Here is a 25,470-nt window from a genome sequence, read left to right on the forward strand (position 1 = left end):
TTAAAACATGGCTGGTTTAACTGCGCAACAATTAGTGAAGTCATATCGGAATCGGCGAGTTGTTGATGGCGTTGATATAGAAGTTCAACCTGGTCAGATAGTTGGATTGCTTGGACCGAATGGCGCCGGAAAAACCACCACATTTCATATCATTATGGGTATAATAAGACCGGATTCTGGATTAGTTCGACTACAAGATGAAGATATAACGCATTTACCATTACATCGGCGAGCTCGGGCAGGGCTAGGGTTTTTATCACAAGAACCATCAATTTTTCGTAAATTAACCGTTGAACAGAATCTATTAGCAATTTTAGAATATACAAATTTAACCGTATCAGAACGGAAACAAAAAGTAAACGAGTCACTTGCAGAACTCGGATTAGAGCAAGTAGCGAAAAATAAAGCGGAAACATTATCTGGTGGAGAACGACGTCGTCTAGAAATTGCACGAGCTTTACTTGGTTCACCGAAATATTTTTTATTAGATGAACCATTCCTAGGGGTTGATCCGATCACCGTTGCTGAAATTCAGACTTTGATTCAGGATTTAAAACAGCGAGGGATTGGGATTCTGATTACTGACCATAACGTCCGAGATACGTTAGCTATAACCGACCGTGCATATATTATTCATCAGGGGAAAGTATTGGTTTCAGGCAGTGCGCAGGAGCTAATAAATGATGAAAAAGCACGAGAAATATACCTTGGAGAAAAGTTTAATATTTAACTTAGGTAAGGAGCATAACCATTATGCAGATTGTTATTACAGGCCGACATATTGAGATAACTGCACCAATTAAAGAATATGTTGAAAAGAAGATTAAACGATTAGAGAAATATTTTAATCATATTTTAGAAGTTCGAGTAACCTTAATTGGAGAAAAACATCGACAGATAGCCGAAGTTAATATCGATGCAAATGGATTGAACATCGCGAGTAGTGATGAAACATCAGATATTTATGCTTCAATAGATAATGTTGTTGATAAACTTGAGCGGAAACTCCAGAAATATAAAGAGCGATTGACACGGCATCGTAAGAGAACTTATGATAAGAAAGAGGTTGGCTTTGTTTATAGTTATATCACGCCCGAAGAATTAGAACCAGAAAAAACCGAACCGCAAATAATTAAATCAAGCCGGCTGGCGTCAAAACCAATGTCTATTGATGAAGCAGCTATGCAATTAGATTTAACCAACCAAATATTTTTGGTTTTTGTCAATGATAAAACGAACGAACTCAATGTTATTTATCGTCGGAAAGACGGTAATTTTGGATTAATTGAACGAGAATAATTTTTCAGTAAATTCGAATCTCGGAACGAAAATCAACGATGGGATAAACAGAAAATTAGAGTATTATTTTATGTTCTGATTTGAGTTTTAGTTGGTAGTTTCGTATTTCGATATTCGAATTTCTGATTTTGTGAATTATGCCTGAGATAACCGTTCGGGATTTGTTAGATGAAGAAGGAAAAGAATTACAATTAGAACTGGTTGCTGGAGAAGCCGGATTAAATAAAAAAATCACATCTTCAGATTTACACCGACCACAATTAGGTTTATCCGGTTTTCTCGAATATTTCGCCTATGAACGCATTCAAGTTATTGGACTAACTGAGCTTACCTATATCAATACCATACCCGAACAAGACCGATGGGATAGATTTGAACATTTATTTAATGAGAAAACACCATGTTTTGTTGTAACTACCGGATTGGCGCCACCATCAGAATTGATCGAATTAGGAAATCGGAAACAAACTTGTATTTTTCGAACCCAGTTGCAAACAACTCGGTTTATTAGTTTACTTTCAAACTATTTGGAAGTAAAATTTGCTCCGCATACAACCGTGCATGGGGTACTAGTAGATATTTATGGGGTTGGCGTATTAATACTAGGCCCATCTGGGATCGGAAAAAGTGAAACGGCATTGGAGTTAATCCATCGCGGACATAGATTAGTTGCAGATGATGTTGTACATATTGACCGTATTGCTGGAAATGTGCTGATGGGTTATGGTTCCGATATTATTAAGTATCATATGGAAATTCGCGGATTAGGGATAATTAATATCCGAAATCTTTTCGGAGTGAGTGCAGTTCGAACGCGAAAACGTGTTTCTTTAGTTATCCAGTTGGAAGAGTGGTCTGACCACAAAGAATACGATCGAACAGGGTTATCTGAGAAAACTATTGAAATCCTGAATGTTGAGTTACCATTATTGACGATTCCGGTTCGGCCGAGTCGAAATATCTCAATTCTGATTGAGGTTGGAGCGATGGATCAACGATTAAAACGTATGGGATATAATGCTGCCAAAGACCTTGATCGAATGCTGATAGATAATATTACGAAGCATAAAGACGAATAGCCTATTTGTTTGGAATTTGATTTGTAGTTTGGAATGACAATATAATAGCGGGTCTGATTATGCCCGCTGTTTTTATATCCGCTTAATTCGCACGTTCGTTGATATGAAAAGATATAAACCAATAGTTCTAATTATCTGTAGTGGGTGGGGAATGGGTAGGAATAAGCCTAATAATGCGATTGCGAGCGCTGCTATTCCCAATTTCAATGCGTTTTTGAAGAGTTATCCCGCAACACAAATAACTAATCCTGCTGAACCTGTTCTGAGAACACCAGAATGGGCATATGTCAATGTAGGTGCTGGTAGATTTATCGCTTCTGAATTGGTTAGAATCAATAATGCTATTCATGAGAGAAGTTTTTATACTAATCCGATATTAATTTCAGCGTTTAAGCGTGTTAAACAGGAAAACACCCGACTCCATTGTATTGGGTTAATATCAGATGCCGGAATTCATAGTCATCTAGACCATCTTTATGCGATATTAACGTTAGCGAAAGAAATAGGAGTGAAAAGTGTATATATCCATGCTATTCTTGATGGTAGAGATACTGTGGGTAAAACCGGAAAAGAGTATTTATCTGAGGTTGAGATGAAATTGAAAGAATTACGGATAGGACAAATCGTAAGTCTAATAGGTCGGTATTATGCGATGGATAGGAACCAGCAGTGGGAACGTACACAGTTAGCGTATCAACTTTTTGTTGAACGGAAAGGATTAGCGTTTCCAAGTGCATCGAGAGCTATCAGTTATGCATATAAGCAGCAAGAGAATGATGAATTTATGTTACCAAAGGTGATAAACGAGCGATTTCAAAACCGACCTAGAAACTCGAATGATTCGAATTCTGGATCTGGAATACGAGATGGGGATACGGTGATAATGTTCAATTTTCGAGGAGATCGACTGATTCAACTATTAACCAGTTTAACTGCAGATGAGTTTCCGTATTTTGCGCGGGGAAAAGTTCCGCAAGCAGAGTATATAACCTTAGCCCATTATGATACTATAGATTTGGTTCCAGCGGTTTTCCCGAAACAAGAGATATGTAACTCGCTCGGTGAAGTTATTAGTAACCATGGATTAAGCCAGCTCCGACTCGGTGAGACCGAACGGTTTGCGCATCTAACCTATTTTTTTAATGGATTGCGACCGACTAAATTCGCTGGTGAAGATCGGATTCTGATACATTCGCCGAAAACCGAAACGTATGCTTTAAAACCGGAAATGAGCGCGCGTAAAATTACGGAATCGGCATTAGTTCAGATACAGTCGGGGAAGTATGATTTTATTGTAATCAATTATGCGAATCTGGCGTTGGTTGCGAATACCGGTGATTTATCTGCAACTAAAAGAGCAGTTGAAACGGTTGATGAACAAATTGGTATAGTTGTTAATTCTGTTTTATCGCAATATGGAGTTGTTATCATAACCAGTGAACTAGGAGGTGCTGAAGAAATTTCCGCTATTCGCCAACCACCGAATCATGCATTAAATTCTCCGTTGCCTTTTATCATTATCGGATTACAAGAACCAATTCAACTCCGTAATGATGGAACCATAGCGGATATTGCACCGACAATATTAGAACTCCTACAACTTCCACAACCTGAGGAAATGACTGGAAAATCTCTGATGATTACCGCATAGTATTTGACTTCGTGTTTGAGTGCATTCTAGAAATTAAGTTTAAGGATAGAGTAAGTTATTAACTTTGGGCAGATATTATATCGTCTGGACTTGATAAATCGAGCTCTAACATTTAGGTTTGATTGTACTGAACAGGATAATTGCAACTAGGAAGAAAGTTATGAGGGAAAATATACTTACGCAATGGCTAATTTTTCGTATTGAAGTTTGAGTGAAAACTTGATTGATTTGATGGTTTCCAGATGAAATTGCGATAAGCATTAATCCATAACTATCAGTTTCAAAAGCATATTTAGTCCCATCAAGTTCAACCTGCCATCCCGGAAAATAAAATGTATTTAATCGAACCACGCTCGGTGATTCCGCGATAATAAACCAGGAACGATTTGTTCCGGTAATCGTTTGCGGTTGAATAACCATTTTCCCAGCAATAGTTGAAATCGGACTATCCGCAAAACTATTCGGCATCCGATTGACAGTTTGCGGAAGATATTCATTGCTCATTGTCGTCCCGTAACTTTTTTGAACTGATTCGCAAGTCCAGATAAATTCCGGAGTTAACTCTGTTTCACGAACCGGGATACTACGGTGGTGTAAATAAATTGACGAAAGTAATATCGTTATAATTAGTGCTATCATAGCACTCAATTTTGGCGATATATATTTCGTCCGGATTATATCGATAGTAGCACCACTTAATAATGTTAATGGTAAAGCGGTTAAGGCTAATAATCGCCAAGGATATAAAATATATTTCATCAAGGGAATGACCGCCCAAATGAATTTGCTTATCGGTAACATTAAAAAGATTAATCCGAGTAGTGATATCCAAGAGAACCAATACCATTGTTTCTTGACAAGCGATAAATCCAACTTAGCGTTATTCAATATAAAAAATAATGAGATACATGAAAGTAGTATCGGGGCTAGTCCGAGTTGGAGCGACATTCGATTAATTGCACCGGGTTCGCTGCCTCCCCATCCCCAACGGGGATTGACTAGGTCAACTAACGAAACAAAGTGGTTGCGATAATCCGCAGCGGTAACCAGATTTTCAACTGAAACGAATTGTTTTTCTGCTAATGCTGGAAGCCAGAAATAGGCGCTAAAACCTAAACCAAATAATAACCCTAGTAAGCAGTAAGTAGTAGGTGTTAGGAATTTTTTTCCCTTTGTAAAAATGAGAAAAATAATATAAACGAGCAGAAATGCAGTAAAGACCATAGCCATAATGTTATGGCTTAGGATGACTGCTGCATAAGATAAACTTGCACTAAGCAGATACCACGGAGTGAACTTTGTGTTCCCTTGCCATAATTTATAAAAGAAGAATAAGACCCAAGGGAAAAATGCAGTCGCAATGAATTCAGAAATATCTCCACGGACATAAACCTGTACCAGATGATAAGGGAAATAAACATAAACGATAGCAGCAACTAATCCAGCAAGGTTATTGTGGAGAATTTCTTTCACCCAGAAATAAACGCCAATACCGCCAAGCAGAAATCCGAGTATAACAGTTGCATGGATCGAATACACATAGCCCAATCCCGCGAGATAGAGTAAATAAGCTATGTAATATGCAAGTGGAGCATAAAAATTAAAAAACGGATAACCATATCCAAGTGCAAATGAAGAAACCCAGCGCGGTGGAATTTGTCCTTCGTTAAAACATTGTTCTATTCCATAGAGCCGAAATAACGGAAAATACATATCATGAGTCAAGATAAATCCAGGAAGTAGTAATGGGATAATAACGACGAAGCTAAATCCGATAATGATAAGAACCCACCGCATTGTTTTATCCTAGAAATAAAAACCACAGATTGCCCAGAATTTGCCCATTTATTTGGATACTGTGTAGGTCGTGCTCTGAGTCATCTGTGGTTTATTTTTTATTTAATTTGGACGAATTTCCCTTCTTTTACGATATAAACATACATAGCTTTATTGGTGGTATCACCATGTTCATCGAAATTAGTTATTCCGACTACGCCATTGAAATCTTTCGTTTCACGAATTGCTTTAACTACCGCTGCTCGGTCGGTTGTTCCAGCGCGTTTTATTGCGTCAATAATGATATTCGCTGCATCGTATGCAAAGGGTGCGTAGGTTTTTATGGCACCATATTTAGCAGTAAATTTATTGATAAACTGTTTTGCCGTTTCGACTTTATCCCAAGATGGAACTGAAAACGTTATAATTGTTCCTTCTGCTGCTTTTCCAGCGATATCAAGAAATCCAGGAACATATAATCCATCGCCGCCCATAAATTGGGTTTGCATACCAAGTTCTTTCATTTGTTTTGCAAGTAATCCCGCTTCCGGATACATGCCACCAAAATAAACCAGATCCGGATTTTTGGATTTAATCTTGGTTAATATTGCCGTAAAATCACGGTCTCCTTGCGTTATTCCTTCAAATAAGATTTCTTTTAATCCTAATTGATGAACTCCTTTACGGAATTCTTCAGCTAACCCCTGACCATACTGACTTTTATCATGCAGGATAGCAATTCTCTTTTTCCCGAGTTCTTTAATTGCGAATTCCGCACCGAACGGACCTTGGAATGAATCCGTTGCACACATGCGAAATATTTCAGGGTATCCCTGTAACGTCAATTCCGGATTCGTTGATGATGGCGTTATCATTGCCAGTTGCGCTTCATGATACTTTTTCGACGCAGGAATAGAACAGTTACTGTTTAAATGGCCAACAACCGCTACCACTGTTGGGTCAGTGATGAGTTTTTGCGCAACGGCAACTGCTTCTTTCGGGTCATGTTTATCATCCATCGGAACAAGTTCGAGTTTTTTCCCCAGAACACCACCAGCAGCATTCGCTTCTTCTATCGCCATTAATACTCCATTTTTCATATCAATCCCAATTTCTGCTTGGTCACCAGTTAAGGGTGCAGCGAATCCAATTCGAATAACATTTGTTTGCTGCTGTGCGCAACTGAAAAAGAATAATCCGATAAGAACAATGAAACCTATTACAATAATATTATTTTTCACATTTTTCACCTCCTTGAGTGAATTTTAGGGTTATATGCAACTGTAGAAAATTATATCATTATTTTCTTAATTTGCTCTAATTTCCTTTTCCCTTAGCTTATTTATTTCCTAGAATATTGGGCTTAATCTATATTGTAGATTATAGAGTCTCGAATAGATACCGTTTGCATCGAGAAGTTCTTGATGGGTTCCTATTTCCGCAACTGTCCCATCTTCAAGTACAATAATCTTATCCGCATGCTGGATGGTTGATAACCGATGCGCAATAATGATACTAGTTCGATTTGCGGTAAGATTTTTTAACGCATCTTGGATTAATAGTTCCGTTTCAGAATCAACCGATGACGTCGCTTCGTCGAGTATCAGAATCGGCGCATTTTTTAGAATAGCACGCGCAATCGAAATCCGCTGTTTCTGCCCACCGGAAAGTTTAACTCCACGTTCACCAATTACCGTATCATATTGCTGGGGTAACTCTAAAATGAATTCATGTGCATGCGCTGCTTTCGCAGCGGCGATGATTTCTGCTTCAGTGGCTTTTAAATTACCATATGCAATATTTTCTTTAACCGTTCCAGTGAATAGAAATACCTCCTGCAAGACCAGAGCGATTTTTGACCGCAGATAACTAACTGATAAATCCCGTAAATCATAACCGGATAATGTGATTTTTCCTTCATTCGGGTCGTAGAATCGTGGGATAAGATTGATAATGGTAGTTTTTCCAGCACCGCTAGAACCAACCAGCGCTACGGTCTCTCCGTCTTCAATTCGAAACGATGCATGCAAAAGGACCGGAAATCCGGGTTTATAAGCAAAGGTGACGTTATGGAATTCGATATCATGTTTGGTCAATTTCGGTTTTTGTGCATGTTTAGTATCCTTAATATCAGGTTCAGTATCAATGATTTCATAGATTCGTTTTCCACCAACTGCCGCTCGTTGGACCGTGTCAACTACTCGCCCAAGTTGGAGTATTGGCCGATAAAAATATTGCAGGTATAAAAAGAAGGCAACCAGATTGGCAATAGATAATTGTCCGAGTAACGCGAGTTTTCCACCGTACCAAATAACGAGAATCATACCAATACTTCCAGTAAGTTCAACCAGCGGGAATCGAGTGGCAAGAAACCAAATCGTTTTCATCGTTGACTGATAATGGGCAATGCTTTTCTCTTCGAACCGTTCTAATTCGTATTCCTCCCGATTAAACGATTGGATAACCGAAATGCCGGAGAGATTATCCTGCATTTTTGCGCCGATTTCAGCAAGTTTCTGTTGAGCAGCATGATATGCGGTATGGACTTTTTTCCCATAATTTCGAACCAGATATACAAGGATCGGTATTGGAATCAAGGTGACTAATGCTAGTCGCCAATCAAGCCAGAATAGTATTGATGTCGCTCCGATGAAGAGAATAATTGAAGTAATGATATCCGGAATCGCATGGGAGATTAGCTCTTCAATCATTGCAAGGTCGCTAATCATTCGCGTAGTAATTTGTCCTGTCTGTCGGTCATGATAATATCGTAACGAAAGTTTTTGCAAATGTTCATATAGTTGAACGCGAATATCGGATAACGTGCCCCAACCAACCTGATGCGCTAGAAAAACGTTACCGAAACTGGCAAGCGCCCGCAGGATATATAATCCGAGTGCGAGCAAAGCGAGTTGATTTATCATTCCCCAGCCGGATTGACCGAGCGATTCCAGTTTCTGAATTATCGCAACAAGTTGTCGAACGACTAACGGTGCCACTAATTCCGCTGCGGTTAATATCAGCATACTTAATATCGCTAAAATCATTTTATGCTGATATTTACGCGCTTGATTGAGGATACGGAGGATATATGTCATATTCGAGAAAATTCAAAATTCCAATTTGGTGTGTACTGTATCCGTCGCACAAAGATTAAAACTTTCAATTTTTTTAGAAGTAATCTAGAATATGGGTTGGTTTATCGAAGAATGCGGTGTTTAAGAACGACAATTTAGCAGGTCTCTTGATTTCCAATTTTCCATCAATCGCTAACTCTTCCGCTGACCGATAGCCGGAATAAAGCTCTGAAAATGTTTGTATGGTGCAACAGAACTCCGGCGTTTTTGTCGTTCTATGAATTGCTGCTTTACCCGCTTCAATATCAAGTTCCCACGGACCGATATTCCAATCTCCGCAATCGTCTTGAATTGAAAAAATGACCTTGCCTTGTGCTTGTGGGGGATATCCACGGAGTTCAACCGCTTTCTGAACATCAACTACCCGGAATTGAAAAACTGGTTCCATAGCGATTTTTGCGGAAAACGGTTCGCGAAAATGTTTCCAGAGTATTGGATAGTATGGAGTAAATAATTGAAATCGGGAAATATTATTTGGCAACTGCTGCATGAATCCGAATAACGCTTTATACGCCGTTAAATTCAAACAAGCGAATTCTTTAATGATACATTCGTGGCCGAATTCTACTCGATTATGGGTGCACAGGAGATATCCAATCGGTTCGCCGTTATCTTCAATAATATATCCTTGCCCTTTTTCTTTCATAATCTGCTCGATTTTTTTTATCCATAACTCTTTCGTTCGTTGAACGCAAAGATTATATTTCATCGCGTATTGCGAATAGATTTTATCTAAAAGCGGTATTTCTTTTTCCGGTTCGCAATATCGAACTAACTTCTTCTCATCAAACGGTCGAATTCCATCTTGTTTAAATTCACGATATACATACCGATGCCCGCAGAGTTCCCAACCAAATTTACGATAGTATGCATGCGAAAATGGATAAAGAATCGAAGTCCATTGTTTATGTTCTCGCATATCACGCACACTATCCCGCATAAGCGCTCCCGCATATCCTTTTCCCTGACAATCTGCTCGAGTTGCAACTCCTCCAATACCGCCCATCGAAATAACGTTTCCGCCAACCCAGATTTTATACGGGATTATCTGGATTATACTAACAATATGTTTTCCTTCAAATATCGCACGGGTATTCGATAATACCGAATTCTGCGCCCATTGTTGACCGATTTCTAAACCGGTTTTGTAGCTATTATTGTATATTTCTGCTATTAACTGTCGTTCCGATTCTTTAACCTGGCGAATGGTTGGGGTCATACTTTATTTCCTTTCTTTGCGATCGTGAATTACGTGAATTAAATGAATATTTATTTATCTAAAATACTTGGTAACGAAGTCTGTGCGATATATTTTCCCATCGTATAGAAATGGTTCATATGGTCTTGTCCGGTTTCACCAGCAAACTCGCGAACGTGGAAATTCCCTTGATCAACTGTAGATAATAACCGCATTGTTTTCCACGGTTCATCCAGAGATAGAGAAGAGGTGTCCTCGTGCTTCACGACACGTTGTAATCCAAGTTTTTTAATCAGAAAATCAGCGGTTTTTGTTGTGCTGGCATAGGTTTTCGGGTCAATCTGTGAATGGGTGATCCACATTGTTTTCTTACCTCGCACTGCATCTTGCGCGAACTGGAGAAACATTTGCATTTGTTCCGCTGGCGGGGTATGAGTTGTAGTATCTAAACCTGCATGGATGGAATCGAGAAAAACCGTATCTGTTATTTTCTTATAATACGCCGGGACTTGCAGGATTTCTCGCATTGCGCCGAATCCTGCACTGAACGAGGTTAAACAGAGTCTGCCTAATCGTGGACGATGAACGATACTATTTTTATCCAACGTTTCCATAATTTCGGTCAACAACCGACCGAACTCTTTTTTATCTTTATATTTCGCTGTATATACTCCAGAGAGTCCGCGTAGCGGTATCGTTACCACCACTGCATTCTTACCGGTTGGATAAAAACTCTGTTCCACAACCCAAGAGGCACCATGGAAATGAATTAGAAGATTAACGTTCTTCTTTTTCGCATGAAAATAAGGTGGAACATACATAACCCCGGTTGATAACGCAAAATGCTGACCGGGTAACTCGATTTGTTGTGGAGCGATTATGAGCGGTGCTAACGGAGTAGAGGTTGTCGTCATTATTGATTGCGTGGTACCATTCGACATCGCTTGACTAGTAGTAACATCAATTATTACGATGAAAAACCAGATTACAACAAAATTAAGTTGGGTAATTTTTCTTATTATCATCTAAGTAATTATGATTACTAAAATAAATGGCGTGCCCAGAGGGAGTTGAACCCCCAACCTATAGATCCGTAGTCTATCGCTCTATCCAATTGAGCTATGGGCACGTAAAAGAAATAAACGAAACTAAATAAATCTACGAAAAAGTAACTTTATTCTTTCGTTTTTACGGTTCTAACTTTACAAAATATTATACCACTATTACATAGTGTGAGCAATGAGATTTACTTGCTAAAAAATCAAATTATCGATATGATAATTAGCTAATGCACAATATTATCCAGATTGCGGGAATTAAAGATTTTGCTGAAGCGCAGATGCTCATTGCAAGGGGAGTGGATTATCTTGGTTTTCCATTACGACTAGATGTGCATGAAGAAGATTTATCTGAAGAAGAAGCTGGTCGAATTATTCGAACTTTGAAACCGCCAACGTTTGGAGTTTTGATCACTTACTTAAATAAAGCAATTGAAATCGTTGAATTCTGTGCGCAATTAGGAACGAAAATTGTTCAACTCCATGGCAAGATTGCGGGTGAAGAACTGGCTCGGGTGAAATCGCTCGACTCAGATCTGGTTATCATCAAGAGTCTTATTGTTACCGGAGATAATTTTTCTGAGCTTGCAGCAGAGATCGTTCGGTTTACTCCGTTCGTTGATGCATTTATAACTGATACCTACGACCCAAACACCGGCGCAACTGGAGCGACTGGGAAACCGCATGATTGGACAATCAGCCGCCGGTTAGTTGAAATATCACCTCGTCCGATTATTCTTGCCGGCGGATTAACTCCGGAAAATGTCGCGCAAGCGATAGAGTTTGTTCGCCCAGCAGGTGTCGATGTTCATACCGGGGTTGAAGATGCTAACGGAAGGAAAGACCAAGATAAAGTTACCAGGTTTATTTCTAACGCGCGTAATGCATTTAAACGAATTCCTATAACATTATTTTCAATCAGGAGATTGTAATGCGTAACCAGTTTAACTATAAACTTCGGTATTTAGTGTTACCCGATACGAACGTAAAAGAACATTGTAAACAATTGGTTCAGTTCTGTCGTCGTCATCATGTAGAAGAAGTCATTTTGTTTATTGCACCCGAGGAATGGAATAACGGTTTACTATCTCACCAAGAAGAAGATATTTGGTATCGTCATATAACCACCGTTACTCATATATTGCGCAAGCATGGGATAGATGTCAGTTTAAATCTATGGATGACTGTATTACATTGTGACCGGGGTAGAAAATTCCCAGAAGATTATCCATTTCGTCCGTTAGTTTCTCCCTTGGGAGAAAAGAGCAAAGCCTGTGCGTCATTTGCTGATCCGGTCTGGCAAAAGTATATTTCTCGTTTATATAGCCGATTTGCCGAACTCAAATTTCGAATCTTATGGATTGAAGATGATTTCAGATATCACAATCACAATCCATTGACGTGGGGTGGAGGATTTGAACCGGAAGTTATCCAGCGATTCGAAAAGAAAATAGGTCGAACAACCAATCGGGATGAAATCGTGAAAAATATTTTAAAACCAGGAACACCGCATCCTTGGAGAGCAATATGGATGGAAACCTGGCGAGAAATACAGCTTGAAGTAGCTACCATGATTACGCAGGCGGTACTTGAAAAGGGGAAGAAAAAAATAAAACTAGGGTTGATGAGTTCACATCCTAGTCACCATGCAATTGAAGGAAGAGATTGGCAACAATTGTTGTCGGCATTATCTATTAACCGACAGGTAGCGCATCGACCGCATTTTACTCCTTATATGGAACAATGCGGGAAAGAAAAACCATATGCAATCATGATGCTAGATTTACAGAAAAATTTTCAACCATCATCCTGTGAAGTTACTCCGGAAATAGAAAATTTTCCTTATACTACCTGGAATAAGTCTGATACCCAGACTTGGTCAGAAATGGCGTTATGTATGTTCTATGGTTCGGATAATATGCTACTCAATTTATTCCCGATGACCGGAACATCATTAACCTACCAGGAAAAAATTGGGAATTTGCTTGATCGCTCACGAGCGAGTTTAACTTGGATTCAAAATAAGTTCTCGAAATCGTTATCTACTACCGGTATCGGTTTTTTATGGAAACAAAATGCACCGGAATATATCCATACCCATACTGGAAAATATATGGATGAATTGTACATTGACCCGATGGAATCAGGATTTTACCTCATGCCATTCGGTGTCCCCTGTTCTGCGCGGATACAGAAAGTAAACGCGATTTTCGGGAGTAATATTTGGTCTTTCACCGATGATGAAGTGATGCAACTATTACAAAACGGGCTATTGCTAGATGGTCTAAGCGCTAGAATACTTTGTGAACGAGGATTTAGTAAATTTCTCGGTGTGCAATTTCGCGGAACTGTAGCCAGAGAAGAGAGTGTTTATTCAATCGAGCTGATAACGGGCGTAGAATCGACTGGATTGAACCGAGGTTTTCCATTTAATATCAACAAAGCGCCACAAATATATCTATTTGATTTACATAAACCAGCGCAAGAATGGACTACTATCACCGACCCGACTATGAAAAGAATTGCGCCTGGTATCATTGCATATACCAATGAACTTGGTGGGCGCGTTATAATTTACGCCGTTGCAAATCCAGCATTTTTACCTAGAAATAATCATCGACAAATATTAGTTCATCGGATGGTTTCATTTCTTGCGAACGGTGAATTTTATGCTGCTTTGGTTACAGGCGGTCCGTATCTCTTGCCAATACATTTTAAAAGTTCAACCCAAGAATACATCGTTATTCTCAATGGTTCAACGGATCCGGCAAAACCTATGATAACATTGAACCGAGATAACTATACAACGCTAAATTCTACTCTCTTGAAGCCATTATCTAAACCCCAGAAAATTGCTGCTCTCGTTAAACCGAAAAAAAATGGGTTAACAATTACTACAAACCAGGATGTGCCATATTACGGATTTTGGGTGGTTGAGCTTATTCGATAGAGGTTATAATATAATAGCAACCAACGCGAAATTTTTATTTAGGTAGCATAATCCAATGTTAACCTTATCAGATATTATTAATGCGAGAAATAGGCTGGGTAATGCGATTCAGCATACCCCATGTCCGTATTCTTATACGCTATCCGAACTCACTGGCTGTCATACCTATCATAAACTAGAAAGTTTCCAGATGACCGGCAGTTTCAAAGAGCGTGGTGCGTTAAATCGTCTTTTATCGTTAAATAAGGAAGAGCAGCAGCAAGGGGTGGTTACTGCAAGTGCGGGAAACCATGCGTTTGCGATAGCATACCATTCGCGACGGCTGTCGATCCCAGCAACTATCGTTATGCCAGTCGGGACACCGCTAATTAAAGTTTCTTCCGTTCGTCGGGAACAAGCTCGGGTTATTTTGCATGGAGAAAATTATGATGAAGCATATGCATATGCTCAAGAGATCGCTCGGCAGGAGAACCGGATTTTTATCCATGCGTTTGATGACCCGTTGGTTATCGCTGGTCAAGGGACAATTGGGCTTGAACTCCTCGAAGAACCGATACCGCTTGATGCGGTCGTGGTTCCAGTCGGCGGCGGCGGATTGATTAGCGGGATTGCAATAGCAATTAAAGAGACTAATCCGAAAATTAAAATTTTCGGCGTTGAAGCTAATAATGCACCTTCTATGACGATTGCAATTGAGAAAAACCAAGTAACGGAAATTCCGATATCAAGCACGATAGCTGATGGAATTGCGGTTAAAAAGGTTGGTATCAATACTTTCCCACTGGTTAAACGATATGTGGATGATATGGTTACCGTTACCGACGAAGAAATAGCGAATGCGATTCTGCTCCTGTTAGAAATCGAGAAAATCGTGGCTGAAGGTGCAGGAGCGACTCCATTAGCTGCATTAGTGAATCGGAAGATAGCCAATCTGGAAGGAAAAAAGGTAGTTTGTATATTAAGTGGCGGGAATATTGATGTTAATCTATTATCACGGATTATTGAAAAAGGATTGGTTAAAGATGGCCGGTTAGCGAAACTGCGGGTTCGACTTCCAGACCGTCCTGGATTCCTTGGCAAACTAGGCACATTAATCGGGAGTTGCAATGCGAATATCTTGGAAATCTCGCACAATCGCCAATTTCCAAGTGCACCGTTAGGTGAAAATGAGGTAGATTTCATTCTCGAAACGAGGGGGCAAGCGCATATCGAAGAAATAATTACGTTGTTGAGAAAGAATCAATATCAAGTCGAAAATTTAAGCCAATATACTTCTCCCAAAAACTGAAATAAACTTGACTCATCAAATCCATTGATTTAAGGTTACATAAATCACTCTATCCATTTTTGCTCAAAGAACCTGCATATTCGTCTGGTGGTTAAAATACAACTTCATAGAATTAACAGATTTCTATTGCATTTTGACTCAAATCGAATTAAAATATCTATATACTCATATAGAATAAATATATTTATGAAACGTCCATACCCTAATTATATTCAGGTAACAAAAAACTTTATACCAGTATTAGAGGACGTAGCAGCGAGATTGTATAAGCAATTAACAAAAAAATCGGTTAAATCAGAAAAAGAGCTGCAGAAGATTGTTTATCAAGCGTTTGAACAGGTTTTGTTTCCGGTAGATTTATCTACGGCGACATTAAAATATAATGAACCGAAATTGCAACTTGTTAAATCCGGTCCGTTAGGAACCGCTTCCTATGCTGCGCCAAAAGAACGACAGGATTATGCTCGGCGCAAACCAGCAAAACCATATATGCTAACTCCAGCGCGCCAACTCCAGCAGTCTCGCATGCGACAAGCAACTACTGCTTGGAAAACTACTCCTGAATCTATTCGAATCCAATGGAAACAAATTGCTGAAAAAGAGCATAACTATGCAGTAAGTCTCTTTTGCGGTATCTATATGCTACTTTTAGCTGATAACCGACCAATTCCAAACCCATTAATTCCGAATCCAGAATTACTCAAATATTATCATTGTCGGAAAACAAAATAACCTACTATTATCTCCGAACCCACACTGGAGCAACTACGAACGAGATATTATCTCGTTCGTAGTTACTCCGTATATCATCCATAAGTTCTAACGGTTAAATTTTTACAGAAAACATTATTGTTTTTTTGCAGTGTTCTGAATTGACAAGAATTAGCGAAACATTTTAAGATTTTTAACTTATGTTAAATAAAATTTTGCTGGTAAACCCAAACCTAATGAAACCGGTTGTATCGCCGGTAGCATTAGATTATCTTGGTGTTGCGCTAAAACATGCCGGGTTCGAAGTAAGTCTATTAGATTTATCGTTTTCTAAAGATATCGAATCCGATATTCGGTCAACGGTATCACACGATGAATTTATCTTAATTGGGGTAACCGTTCGAAATATCGATGATTCATATTATGCAAGTCAAGATTTTATTTTGGAGAAAACTAAAGGAATTATCAACCTGATTAAAAAATATAGTGATACTCCGTTAGTTCTCGGAGGCGTTGGGTTCTCGATTATGCCGGAATTAACGCTTGCTTATTGCGAGGTTGACCTTGGGATAATCGGAGATGGTGAATTAGCGTTGCCCATGTTAGCCGAACGAATATCGAAAGAGTATGATTATTCTGAAATCCCGAATCTGGTGTATAAAACTAAAAACGGATATCAGCGGAACCCGACAAAGTTTTATCCGATTGATTCAATTTCGTTATCGCACCGTGAGACTATAGATAACCTTCGATATTATCGAGAAGGTGGAATGGTTGGATTTGAGACTACACGGGGATGTAATCAGCCGTGTTCATATTGTTGTGATCCGGTGAGTAAAGGTAGAAAGGTTCGGTGCCGAAACCCGAAAGATGTTGTTGCTGAGGTAGCATATCTTGTTTCCCAAGGGATAGATTATTTTCATACCTGCGATAGTGAGTTTAATGTTGATTATACCCATGCAGTTGCGGTTTGCAATGAATTGATTCATTCTGGGCTCGGGAATAAAATTACATGGTATACCTACTGTAATATCGTACCGTTTGATGAACCGCTAGCAGCATTATTACGGAAATCTGGTTGCGTTGGCATAGATTTTGTTGCTGACCATTGCAATGAAAAGATGCTGAAAATACTTGGAAATCAATATACATTTGCTGATATCGAGAATGTAGCAAAATTATGCCATAAATATGGATTCGCGTTTATGTTTGATTTGTTACTTGGTGCTCCCGGAGAAACCCGAGAAACGATTACAGAAACCATAACTAAACTGAAAATGCTTAATCCGAGCCGGGTAGGGGTAAGCCTAGGATTACGGATATATCCCCAAACGCCAATGTTTGACCGATTTAAACAGTTGTTTGGAAAATCGGAATCGGAATTATTGCCACCGACATTTTATCTTGCCCCGGAGTTAGGTGATGATATAGAAGAATATATTGAGCATTTGACTCGAGACGATCCAAGATTCTTATTCGGGAATCGCAAAAAAATTGACCGAAATTATAATTATAATGATAATAATAAACTCGTTCAAGCGATTGTTGAGCAGGGATATAAAGGTGCATTCTGGGATATTTTGAGAAAAATTAATTAACGACAGAGACGCAGAGACCACAAAGAATGTTTCGAATTGAAGTCGAAAGTCAGCTTGGTGAGCTTTGCGACCTCTGTCGTGAAGTAGGAGATGATACATGCAAGAGTTTGATTTGTTTGTTCCGGGAAGAGTATGTTTATTTGGCGAGCATTCTGATTGGGCAGGAGGATATCGTCGGCTCGATTCGAGTATCCCAATGGGATATTGTTTAATCGTGGGAACAAACCAAGGAATATATGCAAAGGTTAAACCTAATTCCGATGAGTTGATTATGACCTCGACGTTACCAGATGGGCAACGTATTCCCAATCGGATTAAAATGGATGAAAAAATTCTGTTCGATACCGCAAAACGAGGCGGGTTTTTTAGCTATATCGCAGGAGTAGCGTATTATGTCTTGCGGAATTATCATGTTAAAGGATTAACTATCGATAGTTATAAAATGGACTTACCAATTCGAAAAGGATTATCTTCATCAGCAGCGATAAATGTACTAACAGCACGAGCATTTAATTATATCTATGACCTTAAACTTACCAAACGCGGTGAAATGGAACTAGCATATCTCGGTGAAATTTTAACTCCATCACGTTGCGGACGGATGGATCAGGCATGCGCATACGGTCGGGTTCCGGTATTTCTGACCTTTGATGGAGATAATATGGAAATAGAAGAATTACATCCACAACGTCCCATTTATATGGTCATAGTAGATTTAAAAAAAGGTAAGGATACGAAACAAATTTTAGCGGATTTGAATGCTTGTTATCCGAATACAAAAGGGAAAATAGCTGAAGATGTTCGGTATTATCTCGGTCATATCAATCAGGAGATTTTAATCCAAGCGAAACAAGCTATTATTGACGGAGATGCAGAAGAAGTAGGACGACTGATGACCGAAGCCCAACGGTTATTCGATGAATTTATGATTCCGGCAAGTCCGCGAGAATTAACCGCTCCGAAGCTTCATCAAGTATTATCTTATCCACCAATTCAAGACTTAATTTGGGGTGGCAAAGGAGTTGGGTCTCAAGGTGACGGTTGCGCGCAATTTGTGGTTCGAGGCCCGCAAGAACAAAAAGAACTGATAAAAAAATTACCAGAATCACTAGATGTCGAATGTTTTGAATTAACGATAGAACCAAAATGATAAAATAACCATAATCCTGTCCTGAAAACACGGGAACTCGAGGGAATTAAGTGGAGTGGTTCTCCGAGCGTTTCGTGGTTTTATGACAGAAATATCCGATGGTAAAGAAAGCTGTTATCACTGCAGCAGGTTTGGGAACACGATTATATCCCGCAACGAAAATAGTAAAAAAAGAACTGTTTCCGGTAATTGACCGTGATGGATTGGTTAAACCGATAATCCAGATTATTGTTGAAGAGCTAGTCCAATCCGGAATAGAACAGATTGGAATCGTTATCCAACCGGAAGATAAACCAGTATTTCATCAATTTTTTCATCAACCATTGCCTTCAAATTTTGCTGAACAGATACAAAATAAACCGATTATAATTGAACAGACTAAACACATTTTAGAGTTAGGCAAACGAATATCGTTTGTTTATCAGGATAAGCAGGATGGATTTGGACATGCGGTATATTGCGCTCGTGAGTTTGTAGGACACGAACCGTTTATCTTGCTCCTTGGTGACCATGTTAGTCATTCGAAAATCGAGATATCCTGCGTGCAACAATTACTAAATGTATATCAACGGTATCAAAAGAGTGTAGTAGGAGTCTTACGAACGGCAGAATCGCTTATATATCGGTTCGGTACTGTCGGCGCAAAACCGATTTGTTCGGATCCGGGCGTATTTGAAATAACGGAATTTAAAGAAAAACCGACTATTGAATATGCACAGAAATATCTTCGTGTTGAAGGTTTAGGTACGAACCAATATCTTTGCCTTTTTGGTCAATATATTTTAACCCCAAGAATTTTCGAACATTTACAATATCATATTGACCATAATCTGCGGGAACAAAATGAAATCCAATTAACTTCTGCTTTGGAAAAGCTGCGGAAACAAGAAGGATTTTTTGCTTACGAAATCCAAGGAGAACGATATGATATTGGTGTTCCGGAAGGGTATCTTGAAACGATACTAGCATTGGGAAAAGCTAACTATAGAAGTCGTAACATTGTACCCTCAAGTTTGCAAGCGAAAAACAATTGGTAATTTTGGATTTTTTATTCCGAACCGAAGCATAGAAATTTATGATAAGATAATAAGTCTTTTTATATATTTGAGGAGGTAAATTATCCGTGAGCAAGAAAATACTGGTTACTGGTGGCGCAGGATTTATCGGTAGTAATCTGGTGTATCGTCTGGTTGAACAAGGTGAAGACGTAACCATACTCGATAATCTTTCGCGTAAAGGAACGGAAAAAAATGTTGAATGGCTTAAAGCAAAATTTGGTGATCAATGTAAGCTCATAGTAGGTGATATTCGAAATAAAGAAGTGGTTAATCAAGCGGTGCAAGGACAAGAGGTGATATTTCATCTTGCGGCACAGGTTGCAGTAACCACATCGATTCTGAACCCACGAGAAGATTTTGAAATTAATGCACTTGGGACATTGAATATTCTTGAAGCGGCACGGATGAGTAATTGTAATCCGATACTCGTTTTTACTTCAACGAATAAGGTGTACGGTGGATTGGAAGATATTAAAGTAATTGAACAGCAAAAACGATATAGTTTTAGAGATTATCCATTTGGAATTGCCGAATCGCGTGGGTTGGATTTTCATTCACCATATGGATGTTCAAAGGGTGCGGCGGATCAGTATGTTCGCGACTATGCACGAATGTATGGATTGCGAACCGTAGTATTTCGTATGTCTTGTATATATGGTCCACGTCAATTCGGAAACGAAGACCAGGGATGGGTTGCACATTTTATTATCTCATCGATACTGGGTAAACCGATAACTATTTATGGCGATGGGAAACAGGTCCGGGATATTCTTTTTATCGAAGATTTAATTCGAGCATTTCAGCTTGCAGTAGCGAACATTGATATCACTGCTGGGCAGATTTATAATATCGGTGGTGGGCCAAATAACACCGTATCCGCTTGGCTCGAATTTCGTGAATATCTAGCAAAACTTCTCTGTCGGGAAATCCCCGCGAATTTTAGTGATTGGCGACCAGGTGACCAAAAAGTATATGTTAGCGATATTCGAAAAGCCCAACATGATTTGAATTGGCATCCACGAATTGAAGTTGGAGAAGGTATCGAACGGCTATACTGCTGGGTAATCGAGAATTCACATCTTTTTTAATAACAATTAACGAATATCACAACCTAAAAACCGATTGCAATAAGTCAATAAATTAAATTTGTATGTAAATTATGCCGAAAAGAACCGATATTAAAAAAATTCTCATCATTGGGTCAGGGCCAATCGTTATTGGTCAAGCCTGCGAATTTGATTATTCCGGTACCCAAGGATGTAAAGCTTTGCGGGAAGAAGGATATGAAGTTGTACTGGTGAATAGCAATCCCGCAACGATTATGACTGACCCGCAAATGGGTGACCGAACCTATATTGAGCCGATAACCGCAGACATTATAGCGAAAATTATTGAACGAGAACGACCACATGCATTATTACCAACACTCGGTGGGCAAACAGGATTAAATGTCTCACTCGAACTCTATGAAAACGGAATCCTAGAACAATTCAATGTTGAGTTAATCGGGGCGAAAGCGGAAGCAATTAAAAAAGCCGAAGATCGAAGTCTCTTTAAAAAATGTATGGAAAATATTGGGTTGAAAGTACCAAAAAGTGGATTGGCATACACGGTAGAAGATGCGCTTCAGTTAGTGAAAGATATTGGATATCCAAATATTATTCGGCCAGCGTTTACTCTTGGGGGTTCTGGCGGTAGTATTGCGTATGATGAAACCGACTTCTTGGAAAAAGTCCAATGGGGATTGGCAACCAGTCCGATACATCAGGTGTTAATTGAACAATCCGTTATTGGGTGGAAGGAATTCGAACTAGAAGTTATGCGAGATATAGCGGATAACGTGGTAATTATCTGTTCGATAGAGAATTTTGACCCGATGGGAATTCACACCGGTGATAGTATCACAGTGGCTCCAGCGCAAACTTTGTCAGATAAAGAATATCAACAGATGCGAGATGCGGCGATAGCGATTATTCGCGAAATTGGAGTAGAAACTGGTGGGTCGAATATCCAGTTTGCAGTAAATCCGGTTAACGGGGATATGGTAGCAATTGAAATGAATCCGCGTGTTTCTCGGAGTTCTGCATTAGCTTCAAAAGCTACCGGATTTCCCATTGCGAAAATAGCAGCAAAACTTGCTGTTGGTTATCGACTTGATGAGATTCCGAACGATATAACTAAGAAAACCCCAGCTTGTTTCGAGCCGACAATAGATTATTGCGTGGTGAAAATACCGAGGTTCGCTTTTGAAAAATTTCCAGGTGCTGAACCGATTTTGAATACACAAATGAAATCGGTCGGTGAAACCATGAGCATCGGTCGGACATTTAAAGAAGCATTACAGAAAGGAATTCGATCATTAGAAATTGGTAGATTTGGGTTCGGTGGCGATGGGCGTGGGACAATCGAGATTGAAAAAATAGTTGATAAGCTACGTATTCCTAATCCAGAACGTCTATTTTATATCCATTATGCGTTATCGCAGCGAATGAGTATCGAGAAGATACATAAATTTACGAATATTGACCCTTGGTTTCTGGCGAATCTAAAACAAATCGTTGAAATGGAACGCAAACTAGCGAAATATCGATTACCGAATAACTCGAACTCTGCGCAGGAGATTAAAGAACAAAAGGTTCCGATTATCAGCAGCGAACTATTACGAGAAGCAAAACGATATGGATTTAGCGATGTTCAACTTGCCTATTTACTGCGGAGTGATGAAGAGACTATTCGGCAGTTTCGGAAGAAAAAACGGATTGTTCCAACTTTTAAAGTCGTAGACACCTGTGCTGCGGAATTTGAAGCTTATACACCATATTATTATTCAACGTATGAAACAGAATCAGAAGTGAAAAAATCGGATAAGAAAAAGGTTATCATCATCGGTGGTGGTCCAAATCGAATCGGGCAGGGGATTGAGTTTGATTATTGCTGTGTTCATGGAGTTCAGGCACTCCGTGAAGAAGGTTACGAAGCAATTATGGTCAATAGTAATCCGGAAACCGTCAGTACAGATTACGATATATCCGACCGATTATATTTTGAACCATTAACTCGAGAAGATGTATTGAATATTATTGAAGCTGAACAACCGGAAGGAGTTATTGTTCAGTTTGGTGGGCAAACTCCTTTAAATCTCGCAATACCATTAGCCAAGGCTGGGGTGAATATACTCGGTACCTCTCCAGATAGTATCGATTTAGCTGAAGACCGGAAACGTTTTGGTGCTTTATTAACAGCATTGGATATTCCTACCCCCGAAAATGGGACTGCTCGCTCAATTGACGAAGCAATTGCGGTAGCAACCCGTATTGGATACCCCGTTATCGTTCGGCCATCCTATGTGCTTGGTGGTCGAGCAATGGAAATAGTTTACGAAGAAATCGCGTTACGAAAATATATCGAACGAGCGGTTATGGCTTCGGAAGAACACCCGGTATTAATTGATCGATTCCTAGAAAATGCGGTGGAAATAGATGTTGATGCAATTAGTGATGGAAATCGAACGGTTATCGGTGCGATTATGGAACATATTGAAGAAGCGGGTATCCATTCCGGAGATAGCGCGTGTGTTATTCCACCGCGATCGTTAAATTCGCTAATAATCGATACAGTTAAAGAATATACCTATAAACTGGCAAAAGCGTTAAAGGTTGTTGGGTTAATGAATATCCAATATGCTCTTAAAGATGGGAAGGTGTATGTCCTTGAAGTCAATCCACGCGCATCGAGAACGATTCCTTATGTCAGCAAAGCTATCGGTATCCCGTTAGCCAAATATGCTACGAAAATCATGGTCGGGAAAACGCTTGAAGAACTTGGATTTACCCAGGAGAAACATTTAGATTATTTTGCTGTCAAAGAAGTCGTATTGCCATTCATTAAATTCCCGGGAGTTGATATTATTCTTGGACCAGAAATGAAATCTACCGGTGAAGTAATGGGACTCGATACTCGATTTGGCGCTGCATTTGCAAAATCACAGATTGCAGCGGGTTCGTCGCTTCCGAAATCAGGAACCGTATTTATTAGTGTAAATGACCCGGATAAACCGGCAATTGTTCCGATAGCGAGGAAATTAGTTGAACTTGGATTCTATCTCCGAGCAACTCGGGGTACTTATCACTACCTCCAAGCGCAGGGTATACCAGTTGATTTTGTTTATAAAGTTAACGAAGGCAGCCCGAATGTAGTTGACCTCATTCATGAAGGGAAAATTAACCTGATTATTAATACCCCGCTAGGAAAGATTTCTAAATATGACGAATTCGCAATTCGAAGAACTGCGATAACTAATCGTATTCCGGTTATTACCACTATTCCTGCAGCATTCGCTGCAGTTGAGGGAATCCAAGCGTTACAACAGGAAGAACTTTATGTTCGATCTCTCCAAGAATACCATAGTACCTAAAAAGTGAGCAGAAATTCGTTACCGTTATCGCTTATACTTTGCATATTGCTGCTACTATGTGCAAAAAAATTTTAACCCTAAAACCAAAGCGTCACCAACTTTTTAGGAAATCTTAATGTCAAAATCCAAAGTTCAAAGTTTAGATTCCGTCGGTATGACTTGCAGTTTTCGTTAAATAGAAGTATATTAATTATAATGAAAAATTGTAGGGGATTTTTTATAAAGAGTTATATCATATCTATATGTATTATCGGTCTCTGGGGATTAAGCGTTATAACTTATGCGGTAAATGAACCGACCAAAACCGAGATGAATCCGGCGGCAACAGACCGAGTGTTGCAGTCGTATGGCAAATTGCCAATATCGTTTATAGAAAATAAGGGTCAAATAGATACAACTGTAATATATTATGTTTCCAACGCTTCCGGAACAATGTTTTTCACAAAAGATGCGATAGTTATGGAATTTATTAAACGAGAAAAACCACCAGAACTACCATCATCTGATACGACGATACTAATTCCGCTAGACAGGTTTGAGAGAAAACCCCCGTCATTTTCCTCATCAACTGTTCCCATAAAAGAGACCCGGTTAGTTCTCAAGAAACGGTTTCTCGGTGTTGATCAGAAATGTGAAGTAGTAGGAGAAGAAGAGTTACCTGGGAAAGTGAATATTCTTCGAGGTAGCGACCCTTCAAAGTGGAAACAGAATCTTGCTACGTTTAGACAAATTCGATACAAGAATCTCTATTCCGGAATTGATGTTGTATATCGAGGTTCAGAGGGGAAGTTAGAGTATATCATGTATATCGCATGCGGAAAGAACCCTAACCAGATTAAATTTATTTTTGAAGGCGCAGATAATATCGAATTAAGCGAATCGGGAGATTTAATTATTAAAACCAAATTAACTGATTTTATCGAAAAGAAACCGAATGCGTATCAGGAAAAAGATGGAAAGAAAGTTAATGTCATTAGTAAATTTATACTAGAAAAGAACCCTTTTCTCCGAAATTGTGGAATAAACGGGTATATTATTCGTGTCAAAATCGATAACTACGATAAGAACCTCCCATTAATAATTGAATAGTTGTTTGTATTAGC

General features: G+C 39.2%; 19 protein-coding genes and 1 tRNA gene. 14 read left to right on the forward strand and 6 right to left on the reverse strand.

Features of this window, described 5'->3' with window-relative positions:
- Window positions 1–7 precede the first annotated feature (7 nt).
- The 4 genes from lptB (at window position 8) to gpmI (ending at window position 4,029) form a co-directional block, all read left to right on the forward strand.
- The gene (lptB, locus tag N3A72_04175) at window positions 8–730 is read left to right on the forward strand and encodes an LPS export ABC transporter ATP-binding protein (GenBank protein ID MCX7918805.1); all 723 of its coding nucleotides are present in this window, start codon (window positions 8–10) and stop codon (window positions 728–730) included.
- Window positions 731–753: 23 nt separating this feature from the next.
- Window positions 754–1,299 (forward strand): ribosome-associated translation inhibitor RaiA, encoded by a 546-nt coding sequence (raiA, locus tag N3A72_04180; protein ID MCX7918806.1) that lies wholly within the window; start codon window positions 754–756, stop codon window positions 1,297–1,299.
- A 137-nt stretch (window positions 1,300–1,436) separates the two neighbouring features.
- Window positions 1,437–2,378, forward strand: a complete 942-nt coding sequence (gene hprK / locus N3A72_04185; protein ID MCX7918807.1) for an HPr(Ser) kinase/phosphatase — start codon at window positions 1,437–1,439, stop codon at window positions 2,376–2,378.
- A gap of 103 nt (window positions 2,379–2,481) precedes the next feature.
- On the forward strand, window positions 2,482–4,029 hold the full coding sequence (gene gpmI / locus N3A72_04190) for a 2,3-bisphosphoglycerate-independent phosphoglycerate mutase (GenBank protein MCX7918808.1): 1,548 nt from the start codon (window positions 2,482–2,484) through the stop codon (window positions 4,027–4,029).
- Window positions 4,030–4,134: 105 nt separating this feature from the next.
- Here gpmI and N3A72_04195 read toward each other — a convergent pair whose 3' ends face one another.
- The 6 genes from N3A72_04195 to N3A72_04220 form a co-directional block, all read right to left on the reverse strand.
- Window positions 4,135–5,826 (reverse strand): 6-pyruvoyl-tetrahydropterin synthase-related protein, encoded by a 1,692-nt coding sequence (locus N3A72_04195; protein MCX7918809.1) that lies wholly within the window; start codon window positions 5,824–5,826, stop codon window positions 4,135–4,137.
- Window positions 5,827–5,924: 98 nt separating this feature from the next.
- Window positions 5,925–7,046 carry a branched-chain amino acid ABC transporter substrate-binding protein gene (locus N3A72_04200; protein ID MCX7918810.1) on the reverse strand — a complete coding sequence of 374 codons (1,122 nt, stop codon included), beginning with the start codon at window positions 7,044–7,046 and terminating at the stop codon, window positions 5,925–5,927.
- A 108-nt stretch (window positions 7,047–7,154) separates the two neighbouring features.
- Window positions 7,155–8,903 (reverse strand): ABC transporter ATP-binding protein/permease, encoded by a 1,749-nt coding sequence (locus N3A72_04205; protein ID MCX7918811.1) that lies wholly within the window; start codon window positions 8,901–8,903, stop codon window positions 7,155–7,157.
- Between the two features lie 73 nt (window positions 8,904–8,976).
- A complete protein-coding gene (locus N3A72_04210) occupies window positions 8,977–10,161 on the reverse strand; it encodes a GNAT family N-acetyltransferase (protein MCX7918812.1) in 1,185 nt (394 codons plus the stop codon).
- A gap of 50 nt (window positions 10,162–10,211) precedes the next feature.
- The gene (locus N3A72_04215) at window positions 10,212–11,165 is read right to left on the reverse strand and encodes a hypothetical protein (protein MCX7918813.1); all 954 of its coding nucleotides are present in this window, start codon (window positions 11,163–11,165) and stop codon (window positions 10,212–10,214) included.
- A 27-nt stretch (window positions 11,166–11,192) separates the two neighbouring features.
- Window positions 11,193–11,269: transfer RNA gene (locus N3A72_04220), tRNA-Arg, on the reverse strand.
- A 159-nt stretch (window positions 11,270–11,428) separates the two neighbouring features.
- On the opposite strand from N3A72_04220, the gene N3A72_04225 reads away from it, so the two are divergent.
- The 10 genes from N3A72_04225 (at window position 11,429) to N3A72_04270 (ending at window position 25,456) form a co-directional block, all read left to right on the forward strand.
- A complete protein-coding gene (locus tag N3A72_04225; protein ID MCX7918814.1) occupies window positions 11,429–12,130 on the forward strand; it encodes a phosphoribosylanthranilate isomerase in 702 nt (233 codons plus the stop codon).
- Entirely contained in the window at window positions 12,130–14,148 is a 2,019-nt protein-coding gene (locus tag N3A72_04230) for a hypothetical protein (protein ID MCX7918815.1), read from the forward strand. The genes N3A72_04225 and N3A72_04230 overlap by 1 nt, the downstream gene beginning before the upstream one ends.
- Before the next feature lie 55 nt (window positions 14,149–14,203).
- Window positions 14,204–15,436, forward strand: coding sequence for a threonine ammonia-lyase (gene ilvA / locus N3A72_04235; protein ID MCX7918816.1), 1,233 nt, complete (start codon window positions 14,204–14,206; stop codon window positions 15,434–15,436).
- 261 nt (window positions 15,437–15,697) lie between these two features.
- Complete coding sequence (locus N3A72_04240; GenBank protein ID MCX7918817.1) at window positions 15,698–16,168, forward strand: hypothetical protein; 471 nt, start codon at window positions 15,698–15,700, stop codon at window positions 16,166–16,168.
- Window positions 16,169–16,347: 179 nt separating this feature from the next.
- Window positions 16,348–17,745, forward strand: a complete 1,398-nt coding sequence (locus N3A72_04245; protein ID MCX7918818.1) for a radical SAM protein — start codon at window positions 16,348–16,350, stop codon at window positions 17,743–17,745.
- 97 nt (window positions 17,746–17,842) lie between these two features.
- The gene (locus tag N3A72_04250) at window positions 17,843–18,895 is read left to right on the forward strand and encodes a GHMP kinase (protein MCX7918819.1); all 1,053 of its coding nucleotides are present in this window, start codon (window positions 17,843–17,845) and stop codon (window positions 18,893–18,895) included.
- Window positions 18,896–18,993: 98 nt separating this feature from the next.
- Window positions 18,994–19,932, forward strand: coding sequence for a sugar phosphate nucleotidyltransferase (locus N3A72_04255; protein ID MCX7918820.1), 939 nt, complete (start codon window positions 18,994–18,996; stop codon window positions 19,930–19,932).
- 86 nt (window positions 19,933–20,018) lie between these two features.
- Window positions 20,019–21,041, forward strand: coding sequence for an SDR family NAD(P)-dependent oxidoreductase (locus N3A72_04260; GenBank protein MCX7918821.1), 1,023 nt, complete (start codon window positions 20,019–20,021; stop codon window positions 21,039–21,041).
- A gap of 71 nt (window positions 21,042–21,112) precedes the next feature.
- The gene (gene carB / locus N3A72_04265; GenBank protein MCX7918822.1) at window positions 21,113–24,367 is read left to right on the forward strand and encodes a carbamoyl-phosphate synthase large subunit; all 3,255 of its coding nucleotides are present in this window, start codon (window positions 21,113–21,115) and stop codon (window positions 24,365–24,367) included.
- A gap of 195 nt (window positions 24,368–24,562) precedes the next feature.
- Window positions 24,563–25,456 carry a hypothetical protein gene (locus N3A72_04270; protein ID MCX7918823.1) on the forward strand — a complete coding sequence of 298 codons (894 nt, stop codon included), beginning with the start codon at window positions 24,563–24,565 and terminating at the stop codon, window positions 25,454–25,456.
- Window positions 25,457–25,470: the final 14 nt, after the last annotated feature.

The organism is bacterium, from assembly GCA_026416715.1.
Classification (GTDB): Bacteria; UBP4; UBA4092; order JAOAEQ01; family JAOAEQ01; genus JAOAEQ01.

Excerpts from the sequence above, each read along its gene's own strand:
- lptB (MCX7918805.1), top strand. The coding sequence starts at position 8 with ATGGCTGGTTTAACTGCGCAACAATTAGTGAAGTCATATCGGAATCGG.
- raiA (MCX7918806.1), top strand. The coding sequence starts at position 754 with ATGCAGATTGTTATTACAGGCCGACATATTGAGATAACTGCACCAATT.
- hprK (MCX7918807.1), top strand. The coding sequence starts at position 1,437 with ATGCCTGAGATAACCGTTCGGGATTTGTTAGATGAAGAAGGAAAAGAA.
- gpmI (MCX7918808.1), top strand. The coding sequence starts at position 2,482 with ATGAAAAGATATAAACCAATAGTTCTAATTATCTGTAGTGGGTGGGGA.
- N3A72_04195 (MCX7918809.1), bottom strand. The coding sequence starts at position 5,826 with ATGCGGTGGGTTCTTATCATTATCGGATTTAGCTTCGTCGTTATTATC.
- N3A72_04205 (MCX7918811.1), bottom strand. The coding sequence starts at position 8,903 with ATGACATATATCCTCCGTATCCTCAATCAAGCGCGTAAATATCAGCAT.
- N3A72_04210 (MCX7918812.1), bottom strand. The coding sequence starts at position 10,161 with ATGACCCCAACCATTCGCCAGGTTAAAGAATCGGAACGACAGTTAATA.
- N3A72_04215 (MCX7918813.1), bottom strand. The coding sequence starts at position 11,165 with ATGATAATAAGAAAAATTACCCAACTTAATTTTGTTGTAATCTGGTTT.
- N3A72_04225 (MCX7918814.1), top strand. The coding sequence starts at position 11,429 with ATGCACAATATTATCCAGATTGCGGGAATTAAAGATTTTGCTGAAGCG.
- N3A72_04230 (MCX7918815.1), top strand. The coding sequence starts at position 12,130 with ATGCGTAACCAGTTTAACTATAAACTTCGGTATTTAGTGTTACCCGAT.
- ilvA (MCX7918816.1), top strand. The coding sequence starts at position 14,204 with ATGTTAACCTTATCAGATATTATTAATGCGAGAAATAGGCTGGGTAAT.
- N3A72_04245 (MCX7918818.1), top strand. The coding sequence starts at position 16,348 with ATGTTAAATAAAATTTTGCTGGTAAACCCAAACCTAATGAAACCGGTT.
- N3A72_04250 (MCX7918819.1), top strand. The coding sequence starts at position 17,843 with ATGCAAGAGTTTGATTTGTTTGTTCCGGGAAGAGTATGTTTATTTGGC.
- N3A72_04255 (MCX7918820.1), top strand. The coding sequence starts at position 18,994 with ATGGTAAAGAAAGCTGTTATCACTGCAGCAGGTTTGGGAACACGATTA.
- carB (MCX7918822.1), top strand. The coding sequence starts at position 21,113 with ATGCCGAAAAGAACCGATATTAAAAAAATTCTCATCATTGGGTCAGGG.
- N3A72_04270 (MCX7918823.1), top strand. The coding sequence starts at position 24,563 with ATGAAAAATTGTAGGGGATTTTTTATAAAGAGTTATATCATATCTATA.